The sequence below is a fragment of the Streptomyces zinciresistens K42 genome (assembly GCF_000225525.1).
Classification (GTDB): Bacteria; Actinomycetota; Actinomycetes; order Streptomycetales; family Streptomycetaceae; genus Streptomyces; species Streptomyces zinciresistens.
The window spans coordinates 1-20,083 of record NZ_AGBF01000055.1; the positions used below are offsets into that span (position 1 = coordinate 1).

General features: G+C 74.5%; 15 protein-coding genes. 8 read left to right on the plus strand and 7 right to left on the minus strand.

All coding sequences use genetic code 11. From position 1 onward, the window contains the following. Positions 1 to 224: 224 nt before the first annotated feature. Positions 225 to 1,646: a lipase family protein gene (locus SZN_RS17460; RefSeq protein ID WP_007496777.1), complete on the minus strand. Its 1,422-nt coding sequence runs from the start codon at positions 1,644 to 1,646 to the stop codon at positions 225 to 227. Positions 1,647 to 2,057: 411 nt separating this feature from the next. On the opposite strand from SZN_RS17460, the gene SZN_RS17465 reads away from it, so the two are divergent. Then, positions 2,058 to 2,702 carry a TetR/AcrR family transcriptional regulator gene (locus SZN_RS17465; RefSeq protein WP_007496779.1) on the plus strand — a complete coding sequence of 215 codons (645 nt, stop codon included), beginning with the start codon at positions 2,058 to 2,060 and terminating at the stop codon, positions 2,700 to 2,702. Positions 2,703 to 2,809: 107 nt separating this feature from the next. On the opposite strand, the gene SZN_RS17470 is transcribed toward SZN_RS17465, so the two are convergent. From SZN_RS17470 to SZN_RS41450, 3 genes are all read right to left on the minus strand, one after another. Next, the gene (locus SZN_RS17470) at positions 2,810 to 3,652 is read right to left on the minus strand and encodes an NAD(P)H-binding protein (RefSeq protein WP_007496781.1); all 843 of its coding nucleotides are present in this window, start codon (positions 3,650 to 3,652) and stop codon (positions 2,810 to 2,812) included. Positions 3,653 to 4,130: 478 nt separating this feature from the next. Next, the gene (locus SZN_RS17475; protein ID WP_007496782.1) at positions 4,131 to 6,530 is read right to left on the minus strand and encodes a beta-L-arabinofuranosidase domain-containing protein; all 2,400 of its coding nucleotides are present in this window, start codon (positions 6,528 to 6,530) and stop codon (positions 4,131 to 4,133) included. Between the two features lie 580 nt (positions 6,531 to 7,110). Continuing rightward, positions 7,111 to 7,266, minus strand: coding sequence for a hypothetical protein (locus SZN_RS41450; protein WP_167546313.1), 156 nt, complete (start codon positions 7,264 to 7,266; stop codon positions 7,111 to 7,113). 471 nt (positions 7,267 to 7,737) lie between these two features. Here SZN_RS41450 and SZN_RS37680 point away from each other — a divergent pair, with 471 nt between their 5' ends. After that, a complete protein-coding gene (locus SZN_RS37680) occupies positions 7,738 to 8,520 on the plus strand; it encodes a DUF1275 family protein (protein ID WP_007496786.1) in 783 nt (260 codons plus the stop codon). A 99-nt stretch (positions 8,521 to 8,619) separates the two neighbouring features. On the opposite strand, the gene SZN_RS17485 is transcribed toward SZN_RS37680, so the two are convergent. After that, complete coding sequence (locus SZN_RS17485; RefSeq protein ID WP_007496788.1) at positions 8,620 to 9,204, minus strand: TetR/AcrR family transcriptional regulator; 585 nt, start codon at positions 9,202 to 9,204, stop codon at positions 8,620 to 8,622. Positions 9,205 to 9,466: 262 nt separating this feature from the next. Between SZN_RS17485 and SZN_RS17490 the strand changes: the two genes are divergently transcribed. Then, complete coding sequence (locus SZN_RS17490; protein ID WP_007496790.1) at positions 9,467 to 10,027, plus strand: hypothetical protein; 561 nt, start codon at positions 9,467 to 9,469, stop codon at positions 10,025 to 10,027. A 69-nt stretch (positions 10,028 to 10,096) separates the two neighbouring features. On the opposite strand, the gene SZN_RS17495 is transcribed toward SZN_RS17490, so the two are convergent. Beyond that, positions 10,097 to 10,591: a flavin reductase family protein gene (locus SZN_RS17495; RefSeq protein ID WP_043731352.1), complete on the minus strand. Its 495-nt coding sequence runs from the start codon at positions 10,589 to 10,591 to the stop codon at positions 10,097 to 10,099. A 290-nt stretch (positions 10,592 to 10,881) separates the two neighbouring features. Between SZN_RS17495 and SZN_RS17500 the strand changes: the two genes are divergently transcribed. After that, positions 10,882 to 13,965, plus strand: a complete 3,084-nt coding sequence (locus tag SZN_RS17500) for a glycosyl hydrolase (protein ID WP_007496794.1) — start codon at positions 10,882 to 10,884, stop codon at positions 13,963 to 13,965. Positions 13,966 to 14,271: 306 nt separating this feature from the next. Here SZN_RS17500 and SZN_RS17505 read toward each other — a convergent pair whose 3' ends face one another. Next, the gene (locus SZN_RS17505) at positions 14,272 to 14,850 is read right to left on the minus strand and encodes a TetR/AcrR family transcriptional regulator (protein WP_007496796.1); all 579 of its coding nucleotides are present in this window, start codon (positions 14,848 to 14,850) and stop codon (positions 14,272 to 14,274) included. A 342-nt stretch (positions 14,851 to 15,192) separates the two neighbouring features. On the opposite strand from SZN_RS17505, the gene SZN_RS17510 reads away from it, so the two are divergent. The 4 genes from SZN_RS17510 to SZN_RS17525 are packed head-to-tail and all read left to right on the plus strand — an operon-like array spanning position 15,193 to position 20,054. Further along, the gene (locus tag SZN_RS17510) at positions 15,193 to 15,774 is read left to right on the plus strand and encodes a (2Fe-2S)-binding protein (RefSeq protein ID WP_007496798.1); all 582 of its coding nucleotides are present in this window, start codon (positions 15,193 to 15,195) and stop codon (positions 15,772 to 15,774) included. Beyond that, positions 15,771 to 16,763: an FAD binding domain-containing protein gene (locus SZN_RS17515; RefSeq protein ID WP_007496800.1), complete on the plus strand. Its 993-nt coding sequence runs from the start codon at positions 15,771 to 15,773 to the stop codon at positions 16,761 to 16,763. Before SZN_RS17510 ends, SZN_RS17515 begins: the two co-directional genes overlap by 4 nt. Continuing rightward, the gene (locus SZN_RS17520) at positions 16,760 to 18,880 is read left to right on the plus strand and encodes a xanthine dehydrogenase family protein molybdopterin-binding subunit (RefSeq protein ID WP_007496802.1); all 2,121 of its coding nucleotides are present in this window, start codon (positions 16,760 to 16,762) and stop codon (positions 18,878 to 18,880) included. Before SZN_RS17515 ends, SZN_RS17520 begins: the two co-directional genes overlap by 4 nt. After that, positions 18,873 to 20,054 carry an XdhC family protein gene (locus tag SZN_RS17525; RefSeq protein WP_007496805.1) on the plus strand — a complete coding sequence of 394 codons (1,182 nt, stop codon included), beginning with the start codon at positions 18,873 to 18,875 and terminating at the stop codon, positions 20,052 to 20,054. Before SZN_RS17520 ends, SZN_RS17525 begins: the two co-directional genes overlap by 8 nt. Positions 20,055 to 20,083 lie beyond the last annotated feature (29 nt).

The following is a 20,083-nucleotide window of genomic DNA, read 5'->3' on the forward strand; positions in this document are numbered from 1 at the left end:
CCCGATCGGCGCAACGGGCGGCCCCGCCGGCCGGGCGGGGTGGCGCCGGCGGTGCTCCGGCCCGTCCGGCCCGGCGGGAAGGCGGGCGCCGTGCACGCCGGACGGCCGCCCCAGGCGCAGTCGACGGCCATGGGGGCGGGCCGTTGTAGGGGGCGGCCGCGTCCGGGAGAGGGGCCGAGCCGCACGCGGCGTGGGAGAAGGGTGCGGCCCGGCCGCTGGTGGGGTCAGGGCTGACCGGGCAGGGAACGGCAGTTGGAGACGGCCGGGGTGCCGGCGAGGCGGTCGGTCAGCCAGGAGACGGCGTCGCCCTGGTCGAGCAGGAGCGGGGCCAGATGGTTCAGCAGCAGCCCGTCGCCGAGGTCGGGCAGCCGAAGCGCCCTGTACGTGACGTCGGCGCCCTTCGCGCACCAGTCGGCGGCGAGCCGGCGGGACTGGGCGTACGGCACGATGTCGTCGCGCACGCCGGTGACCACGCGTACGGGTCCTGCGGGCCGCAGGCGCCCGATGCGCTGGGCGTCCAGGGTCCGGCGCAGCAGGGGCTCGCTCTGCACGACGTCGGTGAGGGACCGGCCGCCGACCGTCCAGGAGGTGCTTCTGCGGAAGCCGTAGCCGAGGATGGCGTCGCCCACGCACATGGTCGACAGGTCGCCGAGGGCCTTGCGGCCCGCCGCGTTGAGGGTCCTGTCGGCCACGGCCCGCAGTTCGGGATCGGTCTGGAGGAAGCCGTTGACCGACCAGCCCAGGGCTCCGGCGAGCGCGCTGCCGTCGATGCCCTCGACCACGGCGGCGAGGTCGGCGGGCGGAGCCCCGGAGTAGGTGCCCGCGAGGGTGACGTCCGGGGCGTAGGAGGGCTGGAGTTCGGCGGCCGAGGCGCTGGCCCCGCCTCCCTGGCTGTAGCCGTACAGGCCCACGGGCGAGTCCTGGGTGACGGAGGACCCCGGCAGCCGGCGGGCGGCGCGGACGGCGTCGAGGAGCGCGTGTCCGCCCTCGACCCGGTTGACGTACGTGTGCACCCGGTCGGTCGTGCCGAGTCCGGCGTAGTCGGTGACGACGACCGCCACCCCCTCGGCGAGCAGGCGGTAGACGGCGATGTCCTCGTAACCCACGGACACCGTACGGCCGTTGAAGGCGATCGGCCTCTCCAGGCCGAGCGAGGCGGCGCACTGGTCGCCCTGCCCCATGGTGCCCGGCGCCAGGGCCACCAGCGGGCGCGGCCCCTTCCCCCGCCAGGCGGCGGACGGCTCGATGTAGGCGCCGGTGACCGCGACGGGCCTGTCGTCGGCGCCGGTGGACTTGTACATCAGCCGGGTCGCGGTGCCGGGCAGCGGCCGGCCGTCGAGCCCGGTGAGGCTCACGGCCAGGGGCAGGGGTTCGGTGCGCACGAGGGCGCCGTCGGCCGTCGGGAGCGTCGCGGGCGGCCGGTAGAACGGCGGAATCGGCACACCCCGCGACACGGTCGGCTCCGGGGCCGCACCGGCGGCGCTCGCGGGTGGCGCCTGCGCTCCGAGGAACGCGGCGACGGCCAGTGCGCAGGCGGCGGTTCGGCCGCCCGGCGCGATGCGCGCGCGAAGCCGCCCGGCCCGCTCGTGGCTGTCGCCGGGCCCGTCAGGGGGCACGGCGTCACATGAGTCTGCGGTGGGGATCATGCGGCTCACTCCTTGCTGCGTCGGAGGGTACGCGCGCTGCCGGGCGCACCGGCGGGGGAGGGCGCGCGCGAGGTGGGGGAGGGAGGGGGCGGGAGGGAAAGAGGAGAGGGGTGGTACCGGGACACGGATCGCGCCGGGTGCCCGCCGCTTCCGGGACGTGCCGCCGCGCGACGGCGCATGCCGGGGGAGGGGCGCCCCCGAGGCGGACGGGTGCGGCTTGTGACCTGCGTCCGCCATGCTGACCACGCGACCCCGGAACGGGGAACCGGCCCACACGGCACCGGAGTTACCGGCGGGTCGGATACTGGAGAGTAGGGTTGTGTGTCACTCAGTGACAAGATGTCTGCGTGTGTCATTTGTGTGTGCGCCACTATGCTGCGGTGATCAGTGGCGCGGCGACGTGGGGCGGCAGTGGGCGAGACGACCGGGATCCGGACCGCCGGGAGCGAGCCCGCCCCGGCCCTGCCGCTGGCTGAGCGGCGCAGAGCGGCCCTCCGGCTGGAGATCGCGCGTACCGCCGTACGGCTCTTCTCCGCCCAGGGCGTGACCGGCACCACCGGCGAGCAGATCGCCCGAGCCGTCGGCGTCTCGTCCCGCACGCTGTGGCGCCACTTCCCCACCAAGGAGAGCTGCGTGCGGCCCCTGCTGACGGCCGGACTCGACGCCGCGACCGAACAACTCCGTGACTGGCCGGCGGAGTCGACGCTCCTCGACCACCTCACGGACCGCTGCCGGCGCGGCACCCTGCCCGCCGTCGACCCGGCGGTCCTGGATCTGATCCGCATGACCGCCGACGAACCTGCCCTGCGCGCCGTCTGGTTGCAGGCCCACGACGACGCGCTGCCGGTCATCGCCGGACTGATCGCCGTCCGGGCCGGTCTCCCGCCCGACCGGCTCCGGGTGAAGGTCCACGCGAACATGGTCAACGGAGCACTGCGCATCGCCGCGGAGGACTTCGCGGCGCGGTGCGCGGAAGGCGCCGAGGCATCCCCGGACGCGCTCGCGGCCTGTCTGCACACCGCACTCCAGGCGGTCACCGACGGGCTTCCCTACTGAGGAACCATGCCTGCCGGGAACGGCGTTGTCCCCCGCTGACGGTCCACGCGGGGCGTTGCCGCCCGCGCCCGGGATCCGGCCGCGCCCGTTCTCAGGCGGATCCGGTCTCAGGCGGGTCCGGCCGCGCCCGGGGCCGGGGCGAGAACCGCCTTGACGGCGGCCTCCAGCGAGGTGGGCGGGCGGCCCAGGACATCGCGGAGATCGTCGGTGTGGCGCTCCAGTGCGCCCGACCGGACCTGGCCGTACAGCCAGCCCAGCGCGCCGCCCGGACCGTCCTGCTGCGGCAGGAGCGCCACGGGGGTGCCGCAGGCGCGCGAGAGCGCCCGCGCGAGGTCGGGGTAGGTCCACCGGGTGCCGGTGAAGTCGTACGCCCGGCCCATGTGCTGATTGTCCGTCAGGACTCGTACGGCTGCCTCCGCGAGGTCGGCGCGGGAGGCGGTGTTGATGCCCCGTCCGCCGGTCGGGTCGGCCAACTCCCCTGCGGCGACGGCGGCGTGCAGGGCCGGACCGAGGAACGCCTCGCTGTAGAAGGGGTGGCGCAGCAGCGTGTGCGGCAGCCCGCTGGAGGCGAGGGCCAGTTCGGTGGCGTGGTGGGCGGCCGTGAGCCCGTCGGCCCCGGTGTCGGCGCCCAGGAAGCTGGTGTAGACGACGGCACCGACACCCGCCGCACGGGCCGCGTCGACCGCGGCCCGGTGCTGGCCGATCCGGCGGGCCGTGTCGAGTTCCGGCGAGGAGATCAGCAGCAGCCGGTCGGCGCCGGCGAAGGCCGTGCGCAGCGTGTCCGGATCGTCGTAGTCGCCGCGGCGGACCCGGACCCCCCTTGCGGCCAGGTCCCCGAGACGGCCCGGGTCGCGCACCGCCGCGACGATCTCCTCACCTCCGGGCCGGGCCGACAGACGCTCCAGCACGAGACGCCCGAAGGCGCCCGAGGCGGCGGACACGACGATCACACTGACTCCCTCGCTGACGACGCGGGCCCCCGGCACCGGGCACGGGGGCGCGCGGCGCCGCCCCCGGGGCGACCCGCACACCATCGGCGACCGGCGAGCCGCGCGTCAAAGGCTTTTCCCGTCCGCCCCCGCGCGGGGCGCCGCGAACCCGTCGCGCGCGACCGACTCGACGGGAGGCGAGGGGCGTCCCGGCCTCAACCCGGGTCAGCCTCTCGGGGCTGCGGACGGAAGAGAGGCCGCTGACGGGGGAGTTGTCGACACCGACGGCTCCTCGACGGGAGCAAGGGGTACTACTGACAGCCCCGCCCGTCGAGGCCGAACCGGGCCCCGTGGCAGGGGTGTTGCGGGGCCCGGCGCCGGTCCGCGGCCCGGGGCGGGTGCGGAGCGGCACGCCTTCGTGCCACGGAGGGAAGGCGGTTCACGACCGCCGCCCCCTGGGGGTGGCGTCCCACCCCCAGGGGTCAGCTGCCGTCGTTTCTCACAGGAAGCGCCACAGGTGGTCGGCCGTGCCGTTGTCGTCGAACTGCACCACCTGCGCGCTGTCGGCGGTCGACATGCCGTCGACGCCCAGCACCTTGCCGCTGTTCTTGTTGAGGACGCGGTACCAGCCGTCGCCGTTGTCGACCAGCTTCCAGAGGTGATCGGCGGTCCCGTTGTCCTCGAACTGCACGACGAGCGCGCTGTTCTCCATGGACATGCGGTCGACGCCGAGGACCTTGCCGCTGTGCCCGTTGCGGATCAGGCACCAGCCCTCGCCCCTGTCGACGAGCTGCCACGCGTGGTCGCCGGTACCGGTGTTGGCGAACTGCACGACTCGCGCGCTGTTCTCGGTGGACATCCCGTCCACGGCGAGGACCTTGCCGCTGTTCTTGTTCGCCAGGCGCCGGAAGGGCGGCTCCGGTGTCCACTGCCTGCCGTCGGGGGCCGCCGTCGGGAACGAGGTGATCCGCAGCCGTGCCGCTCCCGCCGGGACGAGGGTGACGGTCTCCACGGCCGCCGAACTGCGGGCCGGGCTCTGCTGGAGCGGTGCGACGACCCGTTCGTCGTCCGCGATCCACTCCGGTACCCGCCGGGCCCGCGCCGCGATCCGCACCGGCGCCGCCTGGAGGGTGAAGGGCTGGTCCGGCACGGCCGTACCGGTGCGGGTGACGGTGAGCGGTGTGTCCGGGACGAGGCCGTAGTTCCACGGCGTCGTCGCCTGGACCGCGTAGGCGGGGAACACGGCGTCGCCGCCGATGCGTTCGTAGCGCTCCCCGATCTCCAACGAGTAGGTGAGCGGGCCCCTTTCGACGCTGACGGCACCGGTCGCACGGGACCAGGTCCGCAGCCGGGCCTGCTGGGGGAAGCGGACGCGGACGGTGTCGCCGTCGCGCCAGGTGCGCTCCACGCGGGCCCAGGACGGGCCGTCCGAGGCGGTGACCGCGGTGCCGTTCACCCGGACCTCGGGTCCGCGGCACCAGCCGGGGACGCGCAGGTGCAGGGGGAAGCGCACGGGGCGGGGTGCGGACAGGGTGAGGGTGACCGTGTCCCCGAAGGGGTAGTCGGTGGTCTCCGTGAGGGTCACGGTCGTACCGCCGGCGACCTGGGTGCGGACCGAGTTGGGCGCGTAGAGCGCCGCGGCGAGACCGCCGTCGGGGGTGGCGAGCCAGAGTTCCTCGGTGAAGTACGGCCAGCCCATACCGTAGTTGTGCGGGCAGCAGCGGTACTGGTCGACGCCGGCCTGGAACGCCTGCATGGCGAAGCCGTTCTGGAACTGGCCCTGGGTCTTGGGCCGGTTGTCGAGGTCGACGCTGTTGGCGCTGGTGACGTAGTGGACGGACGTGCCCTGCGGGTCGAGGGCGGCGGGGAGCATGTTGAACGCCAGGTCCTCGCAGCGGTCCGCCCACACCGGGTCACCGGTGATGCGCGTCAGCAACTCGTGGCTGGCCATGAACTCCACGATGCCGCAGGTCTCGAAGCCCTGACGGGGATCGGTGAACCCCGGCCGGAAGTTCTCGTCGCCCGCGATCCCGCCGCCGGGGAACCTGCCGTACTCGGCCATGACGGCGTCGTAGGCCCGGTAGGTCGCGCGCGTGAGGTCGGCGGACTCCGCGATCTGCGCGTACTGCGCCGGTTCACGGAAACCCTGGGCGATGTTGACGTTGTGCCGGCTCGGCGCGGCACCGGTCCAGTCGGCGCCGTACGTGTGCATCTTGGCCGCGAGGTCGAGCAGGAACGCCTCACCGGTACGGCGGTACAGCCACACCGCGATGTCGAGTCCGTCGCCCCAGCGGTACGACACCCAGCTGGAGTTGAACGCGCCCGGCCCCTGGGCGTTCATGAACCGCAGGAACCGGACGAGGAACGGCACGACGCGCTGGTCGCCGGAGTACTCCTCGTGGCTGCGCAGTGCCTGCAGCAGCGGCAGGAACGGCCAGAAGTCGGGGCCGCCGTTCAGGGAGGTGCGCAGGGCGCGCGGCCCGAAGAACCCGTCGCTCTGCTGCGTGGCGAGGATGGCGTCGACCCACTCGCGGTACCGGGCGAGGGCACGGGCGTCACGTGTGGCGACGGCAAGCGGGATGTAGCCCCGCAGCCAGTAGGGGACCTCCTCCCAGGCGCTGCGCTCGGGACGCACCCAGCCGGTCGCGGAGAAGTCGAGGAAGTGGGAGCCCGCCTCGAACCGCCCGTGCAGACCGCCGAGTTGGAGCTTCAGCTGTCCGGCGAGCCATCCGCGTGCGGTGATGCTCCCCGGCTTCAGCCGCCGGAACCTGTCGGGCACGCGCGTCTCGGCTGCCCGGGAGGGCGCCGCGACCGCGGCCGGGGCGAGCGGTGCGCCGAGTGCCGCGGCACCGAGGGTGAGGGAGCCGGCGCCGAGCAGCGTCCGTCTGCTGAGGGACATGGGCAAGACCTGCCTTCCGGAGGGGGAGCCGGTGGGGGACACCGCTGCCGTCGCAGGGGACGTGACGCCCCCGCCGGGCCGTGGAGAGCGGTCGCCGCAGGGCCGGCCGGCCCTGCGGCGACCCCCCGGGGGGAGGGGGTCCGGCGGGGATCACGATTCTCTACAACGTTAGAAATTGCGGCCGTTGGCATCAGAGCACGCGCGCACCGACCTGTCCAGGGGGAGTGCGCGAGGAGTACGCGGGCAGTACGGGGCGGCGTACCGGGGGAGTTCGCGGCGGGGCGCGGGAAGTGCGGGGCGGGGACGGTGGCAGCCCGCGCGGGACGACCCGCGGGGCGGCCTCCCGGGAGGCCGCCCCGCGGTACCAGGTCCTCCTGCGGCCATTCCTCGGGCGTCCCGCAAGGACCGCCGCCGTGCTGCGGAGTTCGCGGGGCGGCGGCCGGCGGCCCTGGGCCGGGAGCGATGCCGTCCCGGGTACGACGGCCGGGACGGGCCGCCTCACCGGGACGACCCGCGGGCGCGGTCGAGGCCATCGGGAGGCCGCCCGACCGGGCCTTGAGCGGCTCGGGTTGACGGTTCGTCAGGCCGGCGGGTCGAGGACTCCCGCGGTGCGCGGGCCGGCCGGAGCGGCGGTGGCGGGGGCGAACACCGGGGCGCCCTGCCGGTAGAAGACGCCGATGTCCGCCTCCTCGCCTTCCGCCGCCAGGACGCGCGCCTCCAGCCGGCCTTCGCCCACGGCCCGTACCACTGCCTCGCTGCCCGCCCCGCGCGCGTGGAGACCCGGATGGATCGTCCCGGGCCGCCTGCTCGAACGCCTGCTGGCGCCGCGCCCGCACCCCGACCGTCCCACCGCCCCGTGCAGCCGGTCTTCCGCGAACCGTCCACCCTGCGCGTGCGCGGGGACCCCGCCGCCTGAACCCGGGAACCCGGGAACCCGGGAACCCGGGAACCCGGGAACCCGGGAACCCGGGAACCCGGGAACCCGGGAATGCGCCCGCCCCGCCCCGCTCGCGAGGCGCAGGCGGCGGCGTGCACGCGGCGCCGGCAGGGGGAACGCCCGCCCCGCCTCGCCGCCCGTGCGGGATCTCCGGTCTGCGGCCCGAGCGGGTCCACTGCACGACCGGACGCTCCGCCGGAGTTCCGGGAAGGGATCCCTCGCGTGCGGGAGTGCGCCGCCCGGGATCACGGAAGGTTACGATCTGTCGCCATGAGTGACGACACGGCCGAGGGGGCCGCCCCCGGAGCGCCACCGCCGCAGCCGGCGGACGGCCCGGACGGCCCGGACGGCCCGGACGGCCCGGACGGCCCGGACGGCAAGGCCCTGCACCTCGCCGTCGTCCTGCTCGTGGCCGCCTCGGGAGCGTTGGAGGCCGTCTCCTTCCTCGGCCTCGACCACGTGTTCGCGGGAGTCATGACCAGCAATCTCGCCCTGCTCGGCATGGCCGCGGGGCAGGGCGAGGAAGTCGACGTCACCGCCGCGGTGCTGGCGCTGGCGGGCTTCGCGGCGGGCGCGCTGGCCGTCGCCCCGGTCCTGCGCGGCCACACCTCACCGGAGGCCCGCTGGAGCCGCCGCGTCCTGCTCGTCCTGTGCGTCGAGGCCGCACTGCTGGCTGTCGGCGCACTGGCCTGGGCGCTGGCCGAGGGGGCGCCCGCCCGGCCGGTCCGGGACGTCCTTCAGACCGGCGCCGGGTTCGCGATGGGCATGCAGTCCGCCGCCATGGTGGCCGCCGGGCGGGCCGCCGCGCCGACCACCTATCTGACGGGCACCCTGGCCACGTACCTCGTCAGAGGGGTCGCCGGGCGTCGCCCGGACCTCTGGGTGCCGCTGCGGTTCGCGGGACTCGCCGCGGGTGCCGCGCTGTCCGCCGTTCTCCTCCGACAGGCGCCCGCCTGGGCGGCGTTGCCGCCTGTCGTCCTGCTCCTCGGCGCTCTCGCCGGCGCCTGCGTGCCCTTCCGCAGGCGGCCTGCCGGTCCCGCCGAGGCGGCCTGAGCGTCCGGCGGGAGGCGAGTCGGGTACTCGTCCCGGCCGTCGCGGCACCTCCCCGCGCAGTGGGGGCGGACGTCCCGGGGGCGGCCGGGGCGGTGCCTCTCAGGCGGCCCGTGCTCCGAGGATGCCCTCGACGCCCGCCAGGAAGGTGTCGCCCACCAGTGCGGGGTCAAAGAGGCAGCCGGAGGCCATCGCGCCGTCCCGGAGCATGACGAGGTGGCGGCCGGCCGCGTCGGCGGGGGTGTGTCCGCACTCGGCCAGGAGTTCCGTGACCGTGTCGAGGAACCACTGCCGGTGCGCCAGTACGGCCCGGTGGATGGGGTGGGCCGGGTCGGGATACTCGGCGGCCGCGTTGAGGAAGGCGCAGCCGCGGAACCCGGGGGAGCGGATGCCGTCGACGAGGGACCGGGCGACGGCGCGCACCTTGTCGGGCGCCGACTCCGCGCTCGCCCGCGCGGCCGCTACCTGGTCGCGGATGCCCCGGTCCGCCAGGTCGAGATAGGCGAGGACGAGGTCGTCCTTGCCCGCGAAGTGGCGGTACAGCGTCGCCCGCGTGACCTGCGCCTCGGCGATGATCCGGTCGACCCCGACGGAGTGGATGCCCTCGGCGTAGAAGGTCCTCGTCGCCGCGTGGAGGAGCCTTCCGCGCGCTTCGGACGTGCTGCCGCTCTGTGTGCCCCGACTCATGGGGCAGAGGCTACCAAATTCATGAGGGAGAACGTTCGGTCTTGACAGTCGGCCGCCGGGTCCCCTTAGATTCAGGCAAGAGACCGAACGTTCTCCCCCGCGATCCCGCTCGCAACCTCCCTCACGACCTGCCTCGCGGCCTCCCTCACGACTTTCCTCGCGCCGTTCGAGGTCGGCCCTCCGCGCCCGGAGCGCCACCCGGCGCACCTCATGCCCCACGCGTCCCGCATCGACGCACGCACCGTCACCGAAAGGCATCACTGTGGACACCCTCGTCGCCACCGCTCCCGCCGGCGTTCCCGCGGCCCTGCGGAAGCTGTACTTCACGCGTTTCGCGTTCGCCGCCGTGTGGGCGGCCCTGCTGTTCGCCGTCGGCGGCACGCTCAGCCCGCTGAGCGCGACGCTCCTGGTGGTGTACCCCCTGTTCGACGTCGCGGCGGCCGTCGTCGACATCCGGTCCGCCAGGGCGGACGACGGTCCCGTGCGCGGCCTGTACCTGAACGTCGTGCTGAGCACCCTCGCCGCCGTCGGGCTCGCCGTCGCCGCCACGTCGGGCGTCCCGGCGGTCCTGCGCGTCTGGGGCGCCTGGGCCGTCACGGCAGGTGCCGTCCAGCTGATCGTCGGGGCCCTCCGGCGCCGGCTGGGAGGCCAGTGGCCGATGATCGTCAGCGGCGGCATCTCCACCCTGGCCGGGGCGTCGTTCGTCGCCCAGGCCGGGAAGGGCGGCGCGGCCGTGAGCGGCCTGGCCGGCTACGCCTTCTTCGGCGGTGTCCTCTTCCTCGTCTCCGCCCTGCGCCTGGGACGCGCGGGCCGGTCCGTGTGACCCCAGGATTTCCCCCGTACGCCGCGGGCGCGGCCGGTGTTTCCCCGCACCGGCCGCGCCCGCGGCTCCTCAGTCGACCGGGTGGCCGGGATCGATGGTCCGCGCGTCCGCCATCCGCAGCAGGGGAGTGCCGTGGGGCGTCGCGCCGTGTGCGCCGCTCTGCACGGGGGCGAGGACGTGGCCCGTGTGGTCGCCCCCGTCGACGCGCCGCTCGATCCTGCCCACGAACCAGGCGCAGGCGTCGCGCAGGACCGTGGCGCCGCCGTACTCGCTGGTCCAGGCCGCCCGCGCGAACTTGTCGGCCAGGTGGCCGGTTTCGCCGCCGAACAGAGCCGCGAGACGGTGCTCGTCCCGGGTCAGCAGATGCACGGCGAGGAATTCGGCGGCCGCGGCGACCTCATGGGTCCGGTTCACCTTCGACAGCCACACCACGAACCGCGTCGGCCGGATGGAGCACTGCGAGGCGAAGCCGACGAGACACCCTGCCCGCTCGCCGCCGGACGTGGCGGTGACGACGCACATGTCGGGGTCGAGCCTGTCGAGGAAGCGGTTCATACCGACCATGCTTCACCCTGCCCTGGTGTCCAACGGCCCTTTCGGGGAACCTTGTCCGGCGGGCCCGCGGCGCCGCGGGCGCAGGTGCGGGTCACGCGCTCGGCCCCACCCGCCCGATCCGCGTCCGGCCCCGCCGAACCAATCCCCCCACAACCCCCAACACCCCTCATCCGCAACGCCGTTCGCCCCCAAGGCGCTCTGCACCGCCGAAAAGCCCATCCTGCGCAACACGTTGACCGTTCACCCTCGCGCCCCTACGTTGACGGCACCCTTGAGAGCGCTCTCAGAAAGGAGGCTCGATGAGATTCCGCAGGTGTCTGGCCGTCCTGGCCGTCCTGTCGGCCGCCGGTGGTCTGACGACGACCGTCGGCGCGGACGTCGCCACCGCCGCCACCATCGATGTGGGCAGGGGGAGTTACAGCGACGTCCGGCCGCCCGGACAGCAGGGCCCGACCGACAGCACCGGCCGGCCCGTCAAGCCGAAGGTCACCCCCGCCATGGCGGACAAGCCGGTGCCCACCAACGACTGGTGGTCCTCCCTCGCCTACCAGCGGTACCCGGGCAACCCCTGGTCCGAGAACATGTACGCACAGCCTTTCACCTACAAGGCGGTGGCCGGCGGCCTGGAGGTCGGATACCCGACGACACCTCAGATCGTCGGTGAGGGGCGCCAGTACGAGTACCCGCACAAGGCGGACCTGACGCTCGGGCTCGCGGGCCTCAACTCGCCCGACGCGAAGGCGGACGGCTGGAGCGACTGGACCGTCACCCCGTACTGGAACGACGGGACCCGGACCCTGCGGACGACCATCGGCCACGGCATGCCGTACGTGTACGCCGAGGGGACCGGCGGGGCCGCGCAGATCAGCACCGCTTCCGCGCCCACCGTCTTCGCCGACCGCGGCAACGTCCTCGGCGTGACCATCTCCGGCCGCAACTACGGCCTGTTCGCCCCCACGGGCAGCGACTGGACCGTCTCCGGCACCGACATCCGGGCGGGCCTCGGCGGCAAGGACTACTTCTCCCTGGCCGTCCTGCCCGACAAGGAGGCCCTCGCCGCCTTCGAGAAGTACGCCTTCAGCTTCGTGACGGGTTCGAAGGTCGACTGGCAGTACGCCGAGGGCGCCGGTGAGGTGAAGGCGACGTACACGCTGACCACCGAGGCCAAGGAGGGCACCGAGCGGGGCACCTTCCAGGCGCTGTACCGGCACCAGTGGCTGAACACCACCGACCCGCTCACCGGATACAGCTACGTCTCGCCGCGCGGTGAGATGAAGGTCCGCGAGGGCACCTCCTTCACCACCACCCAGAAGGTCAACGGCGTGCTGCCGGGCCTGCCGAGCGCCCCGGGTGTCGACAAGTCCAGACTGAAGACGTACATCGACGAGGTGCTGACGCAGGGCGATCCGTTCAGCGGAGCCGTCGACACCTACTGGACCGGCAAGGCGCTGGGCAAGCTCGCCCAACTCGTCCCCATCGCCGACCAGATCGGGGAGACCGCGAGCCGCGACCGGCTGCTGGGCCTGATCAAGGGCCGCCTGGAGGAGTGGTTCACCGTCGGAGGGGCGTCGGAGTTCTCCTACGACAAGGAATGGCGCACGCTCATCGGCTACCCGGCCTCCTACGGCAGCGACCAAGAGCTGAACGACCATCACTTCCACTACTCCTACTACGTCATGGCGGCGGCGATCGTCGCGCAGTACGACCCCGCGTGGGCCGCCGACTCGCAGTGGGGCGGCATGGTGAAGCAACTCGTGAAGGACGCCGCCAACCCCTCCCGGAACGATTCCGCCTATCCCTTCCTCAGGGGCTTCGACGTGTACGCCGGGCACAGTTGGGCCTCCGGGCACTCCGCGTTCGCCGCGGGCAACAACCAGGAGTCGTCGTCGGAGTCGGTCAACCTCAGCGCGGCACTGATCCTCTGGGGGTCGGCCACGGGCGACAAGGCGCTGCGCGACCAGGGCGTCTACATGCTGACGACCGAGTCGGAGGCGATCGCGCAGTACTGGTTCGACGCCGACCAGCAGGTCTACCCGCAGAACTTCAACAACGACGTCGTGGGCATGGTCTGGGGCAGCGGCGGCGCCCACTCCACCTGGTGGACCGCCAACCCGGAGGAGATCCACGGCATCAACTTCCTTCCCGTGACGGGTGGTTCGCTGCCCCTGGCCCGGGAGAAGGACATGCTCCGGCGCAGCGTGGCCGAGATGGAGAGGGAGAACGGCGGCCCCGCCGTGGAGTGGCGGGACGTCTTCTGGGAGGTGCAGGCCCTCTACGACCCCGGCAAGGCGATGGAGCAGTGGAACCAGGGGAGCGGCGGGTACACCCCCGAGGCGGGCGAGACGAAGGCGCACACCTACCACTGGATCGCCACGCTGAACTCCCTCGGCGCACCCGACATGAGCGTCACGGCCAACACCCCGACGGCCGTCGCCTTCACCGGGAACGGCACCACCACGTACGCCGCGCACAACTACGGTTCCCAGGCGTGCTCGGTGCTGTTCTCCGACGGAGCCGTGCTGAACGTCCCCGCGAAGTCCACCGCGTCCGGAACGGGCGGCGACACCCGGCTCGGCACGCTCTGCGGAGCGGGCGGCGGGGGGCCGTCGGACGACGAGAGGCCCACCGCCCCGGGCACCCCCGTCGCGGGCGGCGTCACCGACACCTCCGTCAGGCTCACCTGGAGCGCCGCCACCGACGACAAGGGCGTCAAGAACTACGACGTGCTGCGCGACGGCGCGAAGGTCGCCACGGTCACCGGGACGACGTACACCGACACCGGGCTGACCCCCGGCACCGCGTACGGCTACAGCGTCCGGGCCCGTGACACGGCGGACCAGGTCGGCCCGGCCGGCGGCACCGCCAGGGTGACGACCACCGGAGTCACCCCGCCGCCGTACGTCACCGGCGACACCTTCTACCCGAGGACCGGAGGGAGACTCGCCACGGACGCCGCCGCCACGGGCACCTCCGACACCATCCCCTCGGCCGGGGGCGTGAACCAGGACGGCACACCGGCGAACCCGCTGGTCTACGAGGTGAAGAACGTCAAGGGGACCCTGAAACCGGGCGCCGCCACCGCCTTCACCCTCAAGGTGGACGCGGGCGCGGCCGTCGGGTACGCGCAGCAGGCCCGGGTGTCGTACGACCTGACCGGTGACGGGTCCTTCGACCGGGTCGAGACCTACCGCTACTTCGCCACCGACCCGGTGCCCGGCTGGGAGGAGTACTCCGCCGCGCGGCAGGGACTGCGCTCGGCCACCGGCACACTGGGCGACCTGCGGGGCGGCACGGTCCGTGTCGAGGTGTGGAGCGCCCTGGGCAACGGCCCCTCCACCCTCCAGGCCGGCACGGGATCGGTCCTCACCATCCCGTACGCCTGATCCGGGGAGGGCCGGCCGGACGCCCCCGCGACGGGGTGTCCGGCCGGCCCGCTCGCGCCGGGCCTGTCCGGCGACGGCGGTGCCGGGCGCGCCCAGCGCGTGCCGCTGAAGGACCACGGTCCGCGGGTGACCGTGCCGGCGGCCGCCGCGGGCAGGGGCCGCACCGCGCCGTCGGCGGTGTTCCCGCCGCCCCCCGGCTCGCCCATGTGGTGCCTGTGGCGGATCGGACCCGCGACGGGCGGCGACGGTGGGGCCGCCCGCCGATCTCGCGCCCCGCGCGCGGGGCCGCCCGCACCCGCCCCCGGATCAGGGCCGGGGCGCGCCCGCCCGCAGTCCGTCCATGACGAGGTCGAGCAGCCGGGCCGCGCGCGGGCGCCAGTCCTCGTCCGGGGTCAGCTGCCACAGACCGGCGATGGCGAGGACGAAGTCGTCGGCGGTGACGCCGGGACGGATCGTGCCCGCCTCCTCGTTCGCGCGCAGCAGCAGTTCGGCCGCCTTTGCGACGGGGGTGGGGGAGGGCTTCGCCGGTCCGCCGGGCGTGCTGGTGGCCAGCCGGATCGCGTCGGCGAGGCCCGCCTTCGTCATGGCGAACTCGGCCAGCCGGTCCATCCAGGTGCGCAGGGCCTGCTGCGGCGGCAGTTCCCGCAGCAGGTGCGAGGCGTGGTCGGCGACCTGCCCCATCTCGTGGCGGTAGATCTCCAGGACCAGGGTCTCGCGGTTGGGGAAGTTGCGGTAGAAGGTGCCCTGGCCGACACCCGCCTTCTTGGCGATGGCGCTGAGCGGGGCCTGCGGACACCGCGTCAGTTCACTGAGGGCGACGCACAGGATGCGTTCGCGGTTGCGCTGCGCGTCCGAGCGCAGAGGGGTGTCCTTCTTGTGCTGCACTCGTCACTCCTAGAGGCACGTGGCGGGAGCGCGCCTTGCTAAGTGGACAGCTGTCCGTTACGTTTTCCGGGTAGCGGACGGTTGTCCGGTCGGGCTCCACTCTAGTGCCGCGGCGGGGTGAACGACGCCTGCCGCGGCACTGGCTCCGGCCGCGGTCGGTACGGCGGTCCGCGTCGCTGTCGGAGCTGTCCCGTCCGCCCCGCCGCCCCTCCCGGGGCGTCCGGGAGCCCCCACCCGCGACCAGCACCCCGCCCCCCCTCGCCACGCGACCGGGGGAAGTCCGCCGGGCCCGTGCCCGAGGCCGGCTCACCCCATGTACCGCATGCCTGAAGGAAGTTGCTCATGGCCTTACCGACGTCCAGCGTCATCACCCTGCACATCAACGGCGAGAAGCACACGCTGCCCGTCGACCACCGCACCACCCTGCTCGACGCCCTGCGCGAGCGCCTCGACCTGACCGGCACCAAGAAGGGCTGCGACCAGGGGCAGTGCGGTGCCTGCACCGTGCTGGCCGACGGCCGCAGGACGGTCGCCTGCCTGCAACTCGCCGTCGCGGCCGAAGGACGCGAGATCACCACCATCGAGGGCGTCGCGGACGGCGGCCGACTCCACCCGGTGCAGCAGGCGTTCCTCGATCTCGACGGCTACCAGTGCGGCTACTGCACGCCCGGACAGATCTGCTCGGCCATCGGCATGCTCGCCGAGCACGCCGCCGGATGGCCGAGCGCCGCATCCGGCGACGTACGCCCCGCCGCCGCTGCCGCACCCCTGACCGCCGAGGAGATCAGGGAGCGCATGAGCGGCAACCTGTGCCGCTGCAGCGCCTACACGTCCATCGTCGAGGCCGTCGCACGGGCCGCCGGGGCAGACGCCGCCACGGCCGCCGCGGTCGTGCCCGCGCAGTCCGGGGAGGCCGTCGCGTGAAGGAGTTCGACTACCGCAGGGCCCCCGACGTCCCCGGCGCCCTCGCTCTGCTCGACGACCGCCCGGACGCGCGCTACCTCGCCGGCGGCACCAACCTGGTCGACCTGATGAAGAGCGGCGTCGAACGCCCGGCCCGCCTCGTCGACGTACGGGAACTGCCCCTGGACCGCGTGGAGCCGACCCCGGACGGCGGGCTGCGGATCGGCGCCACGGTCACCAACAGCGACCTCGCCGCCCACCCCGAGGTCCGCCGCCGCTACCCGGTGCTGGCCCAGGCGGTGCTCGCCGGTGCCTCCGGCCAGCTGCGCAACATGGCCACGGTCGGCGGCAACCTCCTCCAGCGCACCCGGTGCGCCTACTTCACCGACACCGCCAAGCCGTGCAACAAGCGCGCACCCGGCAGCGGCTGCCCGGCCGTCACCGGTGAGCACCACAACCACGCCGTCCTCGGCGCCTCCCGCAGCTGCGTCGCCGTGCACCCCTCGGACATGGCCGTCGCCCTCGCCGCCCTCGACGCCGTCGTGCACTACGAAACCGCCGACGGGCCGGGCGAGTTGCCGCTCGGCTGGTTCTACCTGCCGGCCGGTGACACCCCGCACCGCGAGACGGCGCTCCCGGCGGGCGCCCTGATCACCGGCCTCACCCTGCCGCCCGCGCCCGTCGCGGCCCGCTCCCGCTACCGCAAGGTGCGCGAACGCGCCTCCTACGCCTTCGCGATCGGCTCCGTCGCCGCCGCGCTCGACGTCCGCGACGGAGTCGTCCGCGACGCACGCCTCGCGTTCGGCGCGGTCGCCTCCCGGCCCTGGCGCGCCCGTACCGCCGAGCGGGTCCTGATCGGGGCACCCGCCACGGCGCGGACGTACGCGGACGCCGCCGGGGCCGAACTGGCCGCCGCCCGGCCGCTGCCGCACAACGGGTACAAGGTGCCCCTCATGCACAACCTCACCGTGGCCGTGCTGAGCGAACTCACCGGGGAGGCCGCGCGATGACCACCGCACAGCGCACCGCCGTCCGCGCGGTCGGCACCGGCCACGTCCGGGTCGAGGGCCGGGACAAGGTCACCGGTGCCGCCCGCTACGCCGGCGACGTCCCCTTCGCCGAACTCGGCTACGGCTGGCTGGTGCTGTCCACCGTGGCGCGCGGCCGCATCCGCGACATCGCGAGCGGCCCCGTCCTGGAGATGCCCGGCGTCCTCGCCGTCCTCGACCACCGCAGCGCGCCCCGCCTGGAGACCGACTACGTCGGCCTGTTGGGCATCAGGCCCGACCCCACCTGCGCCGTCTTCCAGCACGACACCGTGCCCCACCTCGGCTGGCCCGTCGCCCTGGTCGTCGCGCAGACGCCCGAACAGGCCCGGGAGGCCGCCGAGTCCCTGGCCGTGGAGTACGAAACGCTGCCGCACGACATCGCGTTCGACGGGGACCGCCCCGACGCCCGCCCGGCGGACGGCATCATGCCCGCGGTCACCGACAAGGGCGACCTGGCGGCCGAACTCGCCGCGTCGGCCCACGTCGTGGACGAGGAGTACACGACTCCGGAGGAGCACCACCACCCCATGGAGCCGCACGCGGCGACGGCCCGCTGGGAGGACGGCCGCCTGGAGGTCGTCGACTCCAACCAGGGCGCCGCCTGGGTGGTCGGTGAACTGGCGAACCTGTTCCGGCTGGACCCCGGCTCCGTGCGGGTCCGCTCGGAGCACGTCGGCGGCGGCTTCGGCAGCAAGGGCGTACGCGCCCACCAGGTCGCCGCCGTGATGGCCGCGACCGTCCTGCGGCGGCCCGTGCGCGTGGCCCTGACCCGGCCGCAGATGTTCGCCCTCGCCGGCCACCGCAGCCCGACCGTCCAGCGCGTCCGGCTCGGCGCGGACGCCGACGGGCGGCTGCGCGCCCTGGACCACCGCTCGGTGAGCCGCACCGGCACCCACTACGAGTTCGTCGAACCGGGCGCCGGCGTCGCGCGCGTGATGTACGACGCCGACGCCCACCACACGGAGAACCGCGTCGTACGGCTCGACGTGCCCAGCCCCACCTTCATGCGCGCGCCGGGCGAGGCACCGGGGGCCTTCGCCCTGGAGTCCGCCCTCGACGAACTCGCCGAGAAGTGCGGGATCGACCCGATCGACCTGCGGCTGCGCAACGAACCGGCCACCGGCCCGGTCTCCGGCCTGCCCTTCGCGCCCCGCAATCTGCGCGCCTGCTTCGAGGAGGGCGCCCGCCGTTTCGGCTGGGCACGGCGCGACCCGCGGCCCGGGGTGCGGCGCGAGGGCCGCTGGCTGCTGGGCACCGGCACCGCCGCCGCGTCCTTCCCGGCGGGAGCCGCCCCCTCCACGGCCGCCGTCACCGCCGAGGCCGACGGCCGCTTCACCGTGCGGACGGCGGCGGCCGACATCGGCACCGGCGCGCGGACCGCGCTCACCCTGGTCGCCGCCGACGCCCTCGGCGTCGCACCCGAGCGCGTCACCGTACGGATCGGGGACAGCGCGTTCGGCTTCGCGATGATCGCGGGCGGCTCCATGGGCACCCGCTCGTGGTCGATGGCCGTCATGGCCGCCGCGGGCGAACTGCGCGAGCGGCTCGCCCCCGGCATGGACATCCCCGCCGAGGGCATCACCGTCCGCTCGGACACCACCGCCCGCCTCGCGGCCCTCACCGCGGTGGAACGGCACTCCTACGGCGCCCAGTTCGCCGAGGTCGCCGTGGACCCGGCCACCGGTGAGGTGCGCGTGCGCCGCATGCTCGGCATCTTCGCGGCCGGCCGCATCGTCAACCCGCTGACCGCCCGCGGCCAGTTCACCGGCGGCATGATCTGGGGCATCTCCATGGCCCTGCACGAAGAGGCCCTACGGGACCCCGCGTTCGGCGGCCCGGTCGGCGCCGACCTCGCCGGGTACCACGTGGCCACGCACGCCGACGTGCCGCGCGTCGAGGCCGACTGGGTGGACGACACCGACCCCGACGACCCGGTCGGCATCAAGGGCATCGGCGAGGTGGGCATCGTGGGCGCGGCCGCGGCGATCGCCAACGCGGTCTGGCACGCCACCGGCGTACGCCACCGCAGCCTGCCCATCCGCCCCGACCGCGTGCTCACGGCGGGCAGCGATGCTTGACCTGCTCCCGGAGCTGAGGGACTGGCTGGACGACGGCCGCGACCTCGCCGTCGCGACCGTCGTGTCCGTCGGCGGCAGCGCGCCCAGGGGCCCCGGCGCGGCCCTCGCAGTGGACCGGTCGGGCGCCGTCGTCGGCTCGGTGTCGGGCGGCTGCGTCGAGGGCGCGGTCTACGACCTGTGCGCCCAGGCGCTGGAGAGCGGCGACAGCGCCCTGGAGCGCTTCGGCCACAGCGACGAGGACGCCTTCGCCACCGGGCTGACCTGCGGCGGAGTCCTCGACGTGCTGGTCACCCCGGTGCGCGCGGACAGCCCCGTCAGGGCGCTGATGCGGACCGCCCTCGACGCCGTCGACCGGGGGGAGCCGGTGGCGCTCGCCCGGGTCGTCGACGGGCCGCCCGGCCGGCTCGGCGCCACCCTCCTGGTCCACGGCGACGGCTCCACGGCCGGCGGTCTCGGTGTCCACGACGATCTCGACCGCACGGCCGCGGCGCGGGCCGGCGCGGCACTGGACGCGGGACGCACCGGCACGGTCGAGCTGTCACCGGACGGCTCGCACTGCCCCGGCGGGCTGACCCTGCTCGTGGAGGCCGGCGCCCCGCCGCCGCGGATGATCGTGTTCGGCGCGGTCGACTTCGCCGCGGCCCTCGTGCGGGCGGGCAAGTTCCTGGGCTACCACGTCACGGTGTGCGACGCCCGCCCCGTGTTCACCACCCGCGCCCGCTTCCCCGACGCCGACGAGGTCGTCGTGGACTGGCCGCACCGCTATCTGCGCGGCACGCGCACCGACCCGCGGACCGTGCTGTGCGTCCTCACCCACGACGCCAGGTTCGACGTACCGCTGCTGGAGGTCGCCCTGCGGCTGCCGGTCGCCTTCGTGGGCGCGATGGGCTCGCGGCGCACCCACACGGACCGGGAGCGCCGGCTGCGCGACGCGGGCCTGGACACGGAGGAACTCGCCCGCCTGAGGTCCCCCATCGGCCTCGACCTCGGGGGCCGCACGCCCGAGGAGACCGCCCTGTCGATCGCGGCGGAGATCGTGGCGGCCCGCCGCGGTGGCACCGGCCGCCCCCTCACCGGCACCCGCACCCCGATCCACACCCCCGCCCCGCCCCGCCCGGCGCACTCCACCGGACGCCCCCGACTGCCGGAGGGGGTGGCGCGGACCGCGTCCTGAACCGCGGTCCCGTGTGCCGGTGACGTCCC

Bases quoted from the DNA above. Each gene is read 5' to 3' on its own strand.
- SZN_RS17460 (WP_007496777.1), bottom strand. From the start codon at position 1,646: ATGATCCCCACCGCAGACTCATGTGACGCCGTGCCCCCTGACGGGCCC.
- SZN_RS17475 (WP_007496782.1), bottom strand. From the start codon at position 6,530: ATGTCCCTCAGCAGACGGACGCTGCTCGGCGCCGGCTCCCTCACCCTC.
- SZN_RS37680 (WP_007496786.1), top strand. From the start codon at position 7,738: ATGAGTGACGACACGGCCGAGGGGGCCGCCCCCGGAGCGCCACCGCCG.
- SZN_RS17485 (WP_007496788.1), bottom strand. From the start codon at position 9,204: ATGAGTCGGGGCACACAGAGCGGCAGCACGTCCGAAGCGCGCGGAAGG.
- SZN_RS17495 (WP_043731352.1), bottom strand. From the start codon at position 10,591: ATGGTCGGTATGAACCGCTTCCTCGACAGGCTCGACCCCGACATGTGC.
- SZN_RS17500 (WP_007496794.1), top strand. From the start codon at position 10,882: ATGAGATTCCGCAGGTGTCTGGCCGTCCTGGCCGTCCTGTCGGCCGCC.
- SZN_RS17510 (WP_007496798.1), top strand. From the start codon at position 15,193: ATGGCCTTACCGACGTCCAGCGTCATCACCCTGCACATCAACGGCGAG.
- SZN_RS17520 (WP_007496802.1), top strand. From the start codon at position 16,760: ATGACCACCGCACAGCGCACCGCCGTCCGCGCGGTCGGCACCGGCCAC.
- SZN_RS17525 (WP_007496805.1), top strand. From the start codon at position 18,873: ATGCTTGACCTGCTCCCGGAGCTGAGGGACTGGCTGGACGACGGCCGC.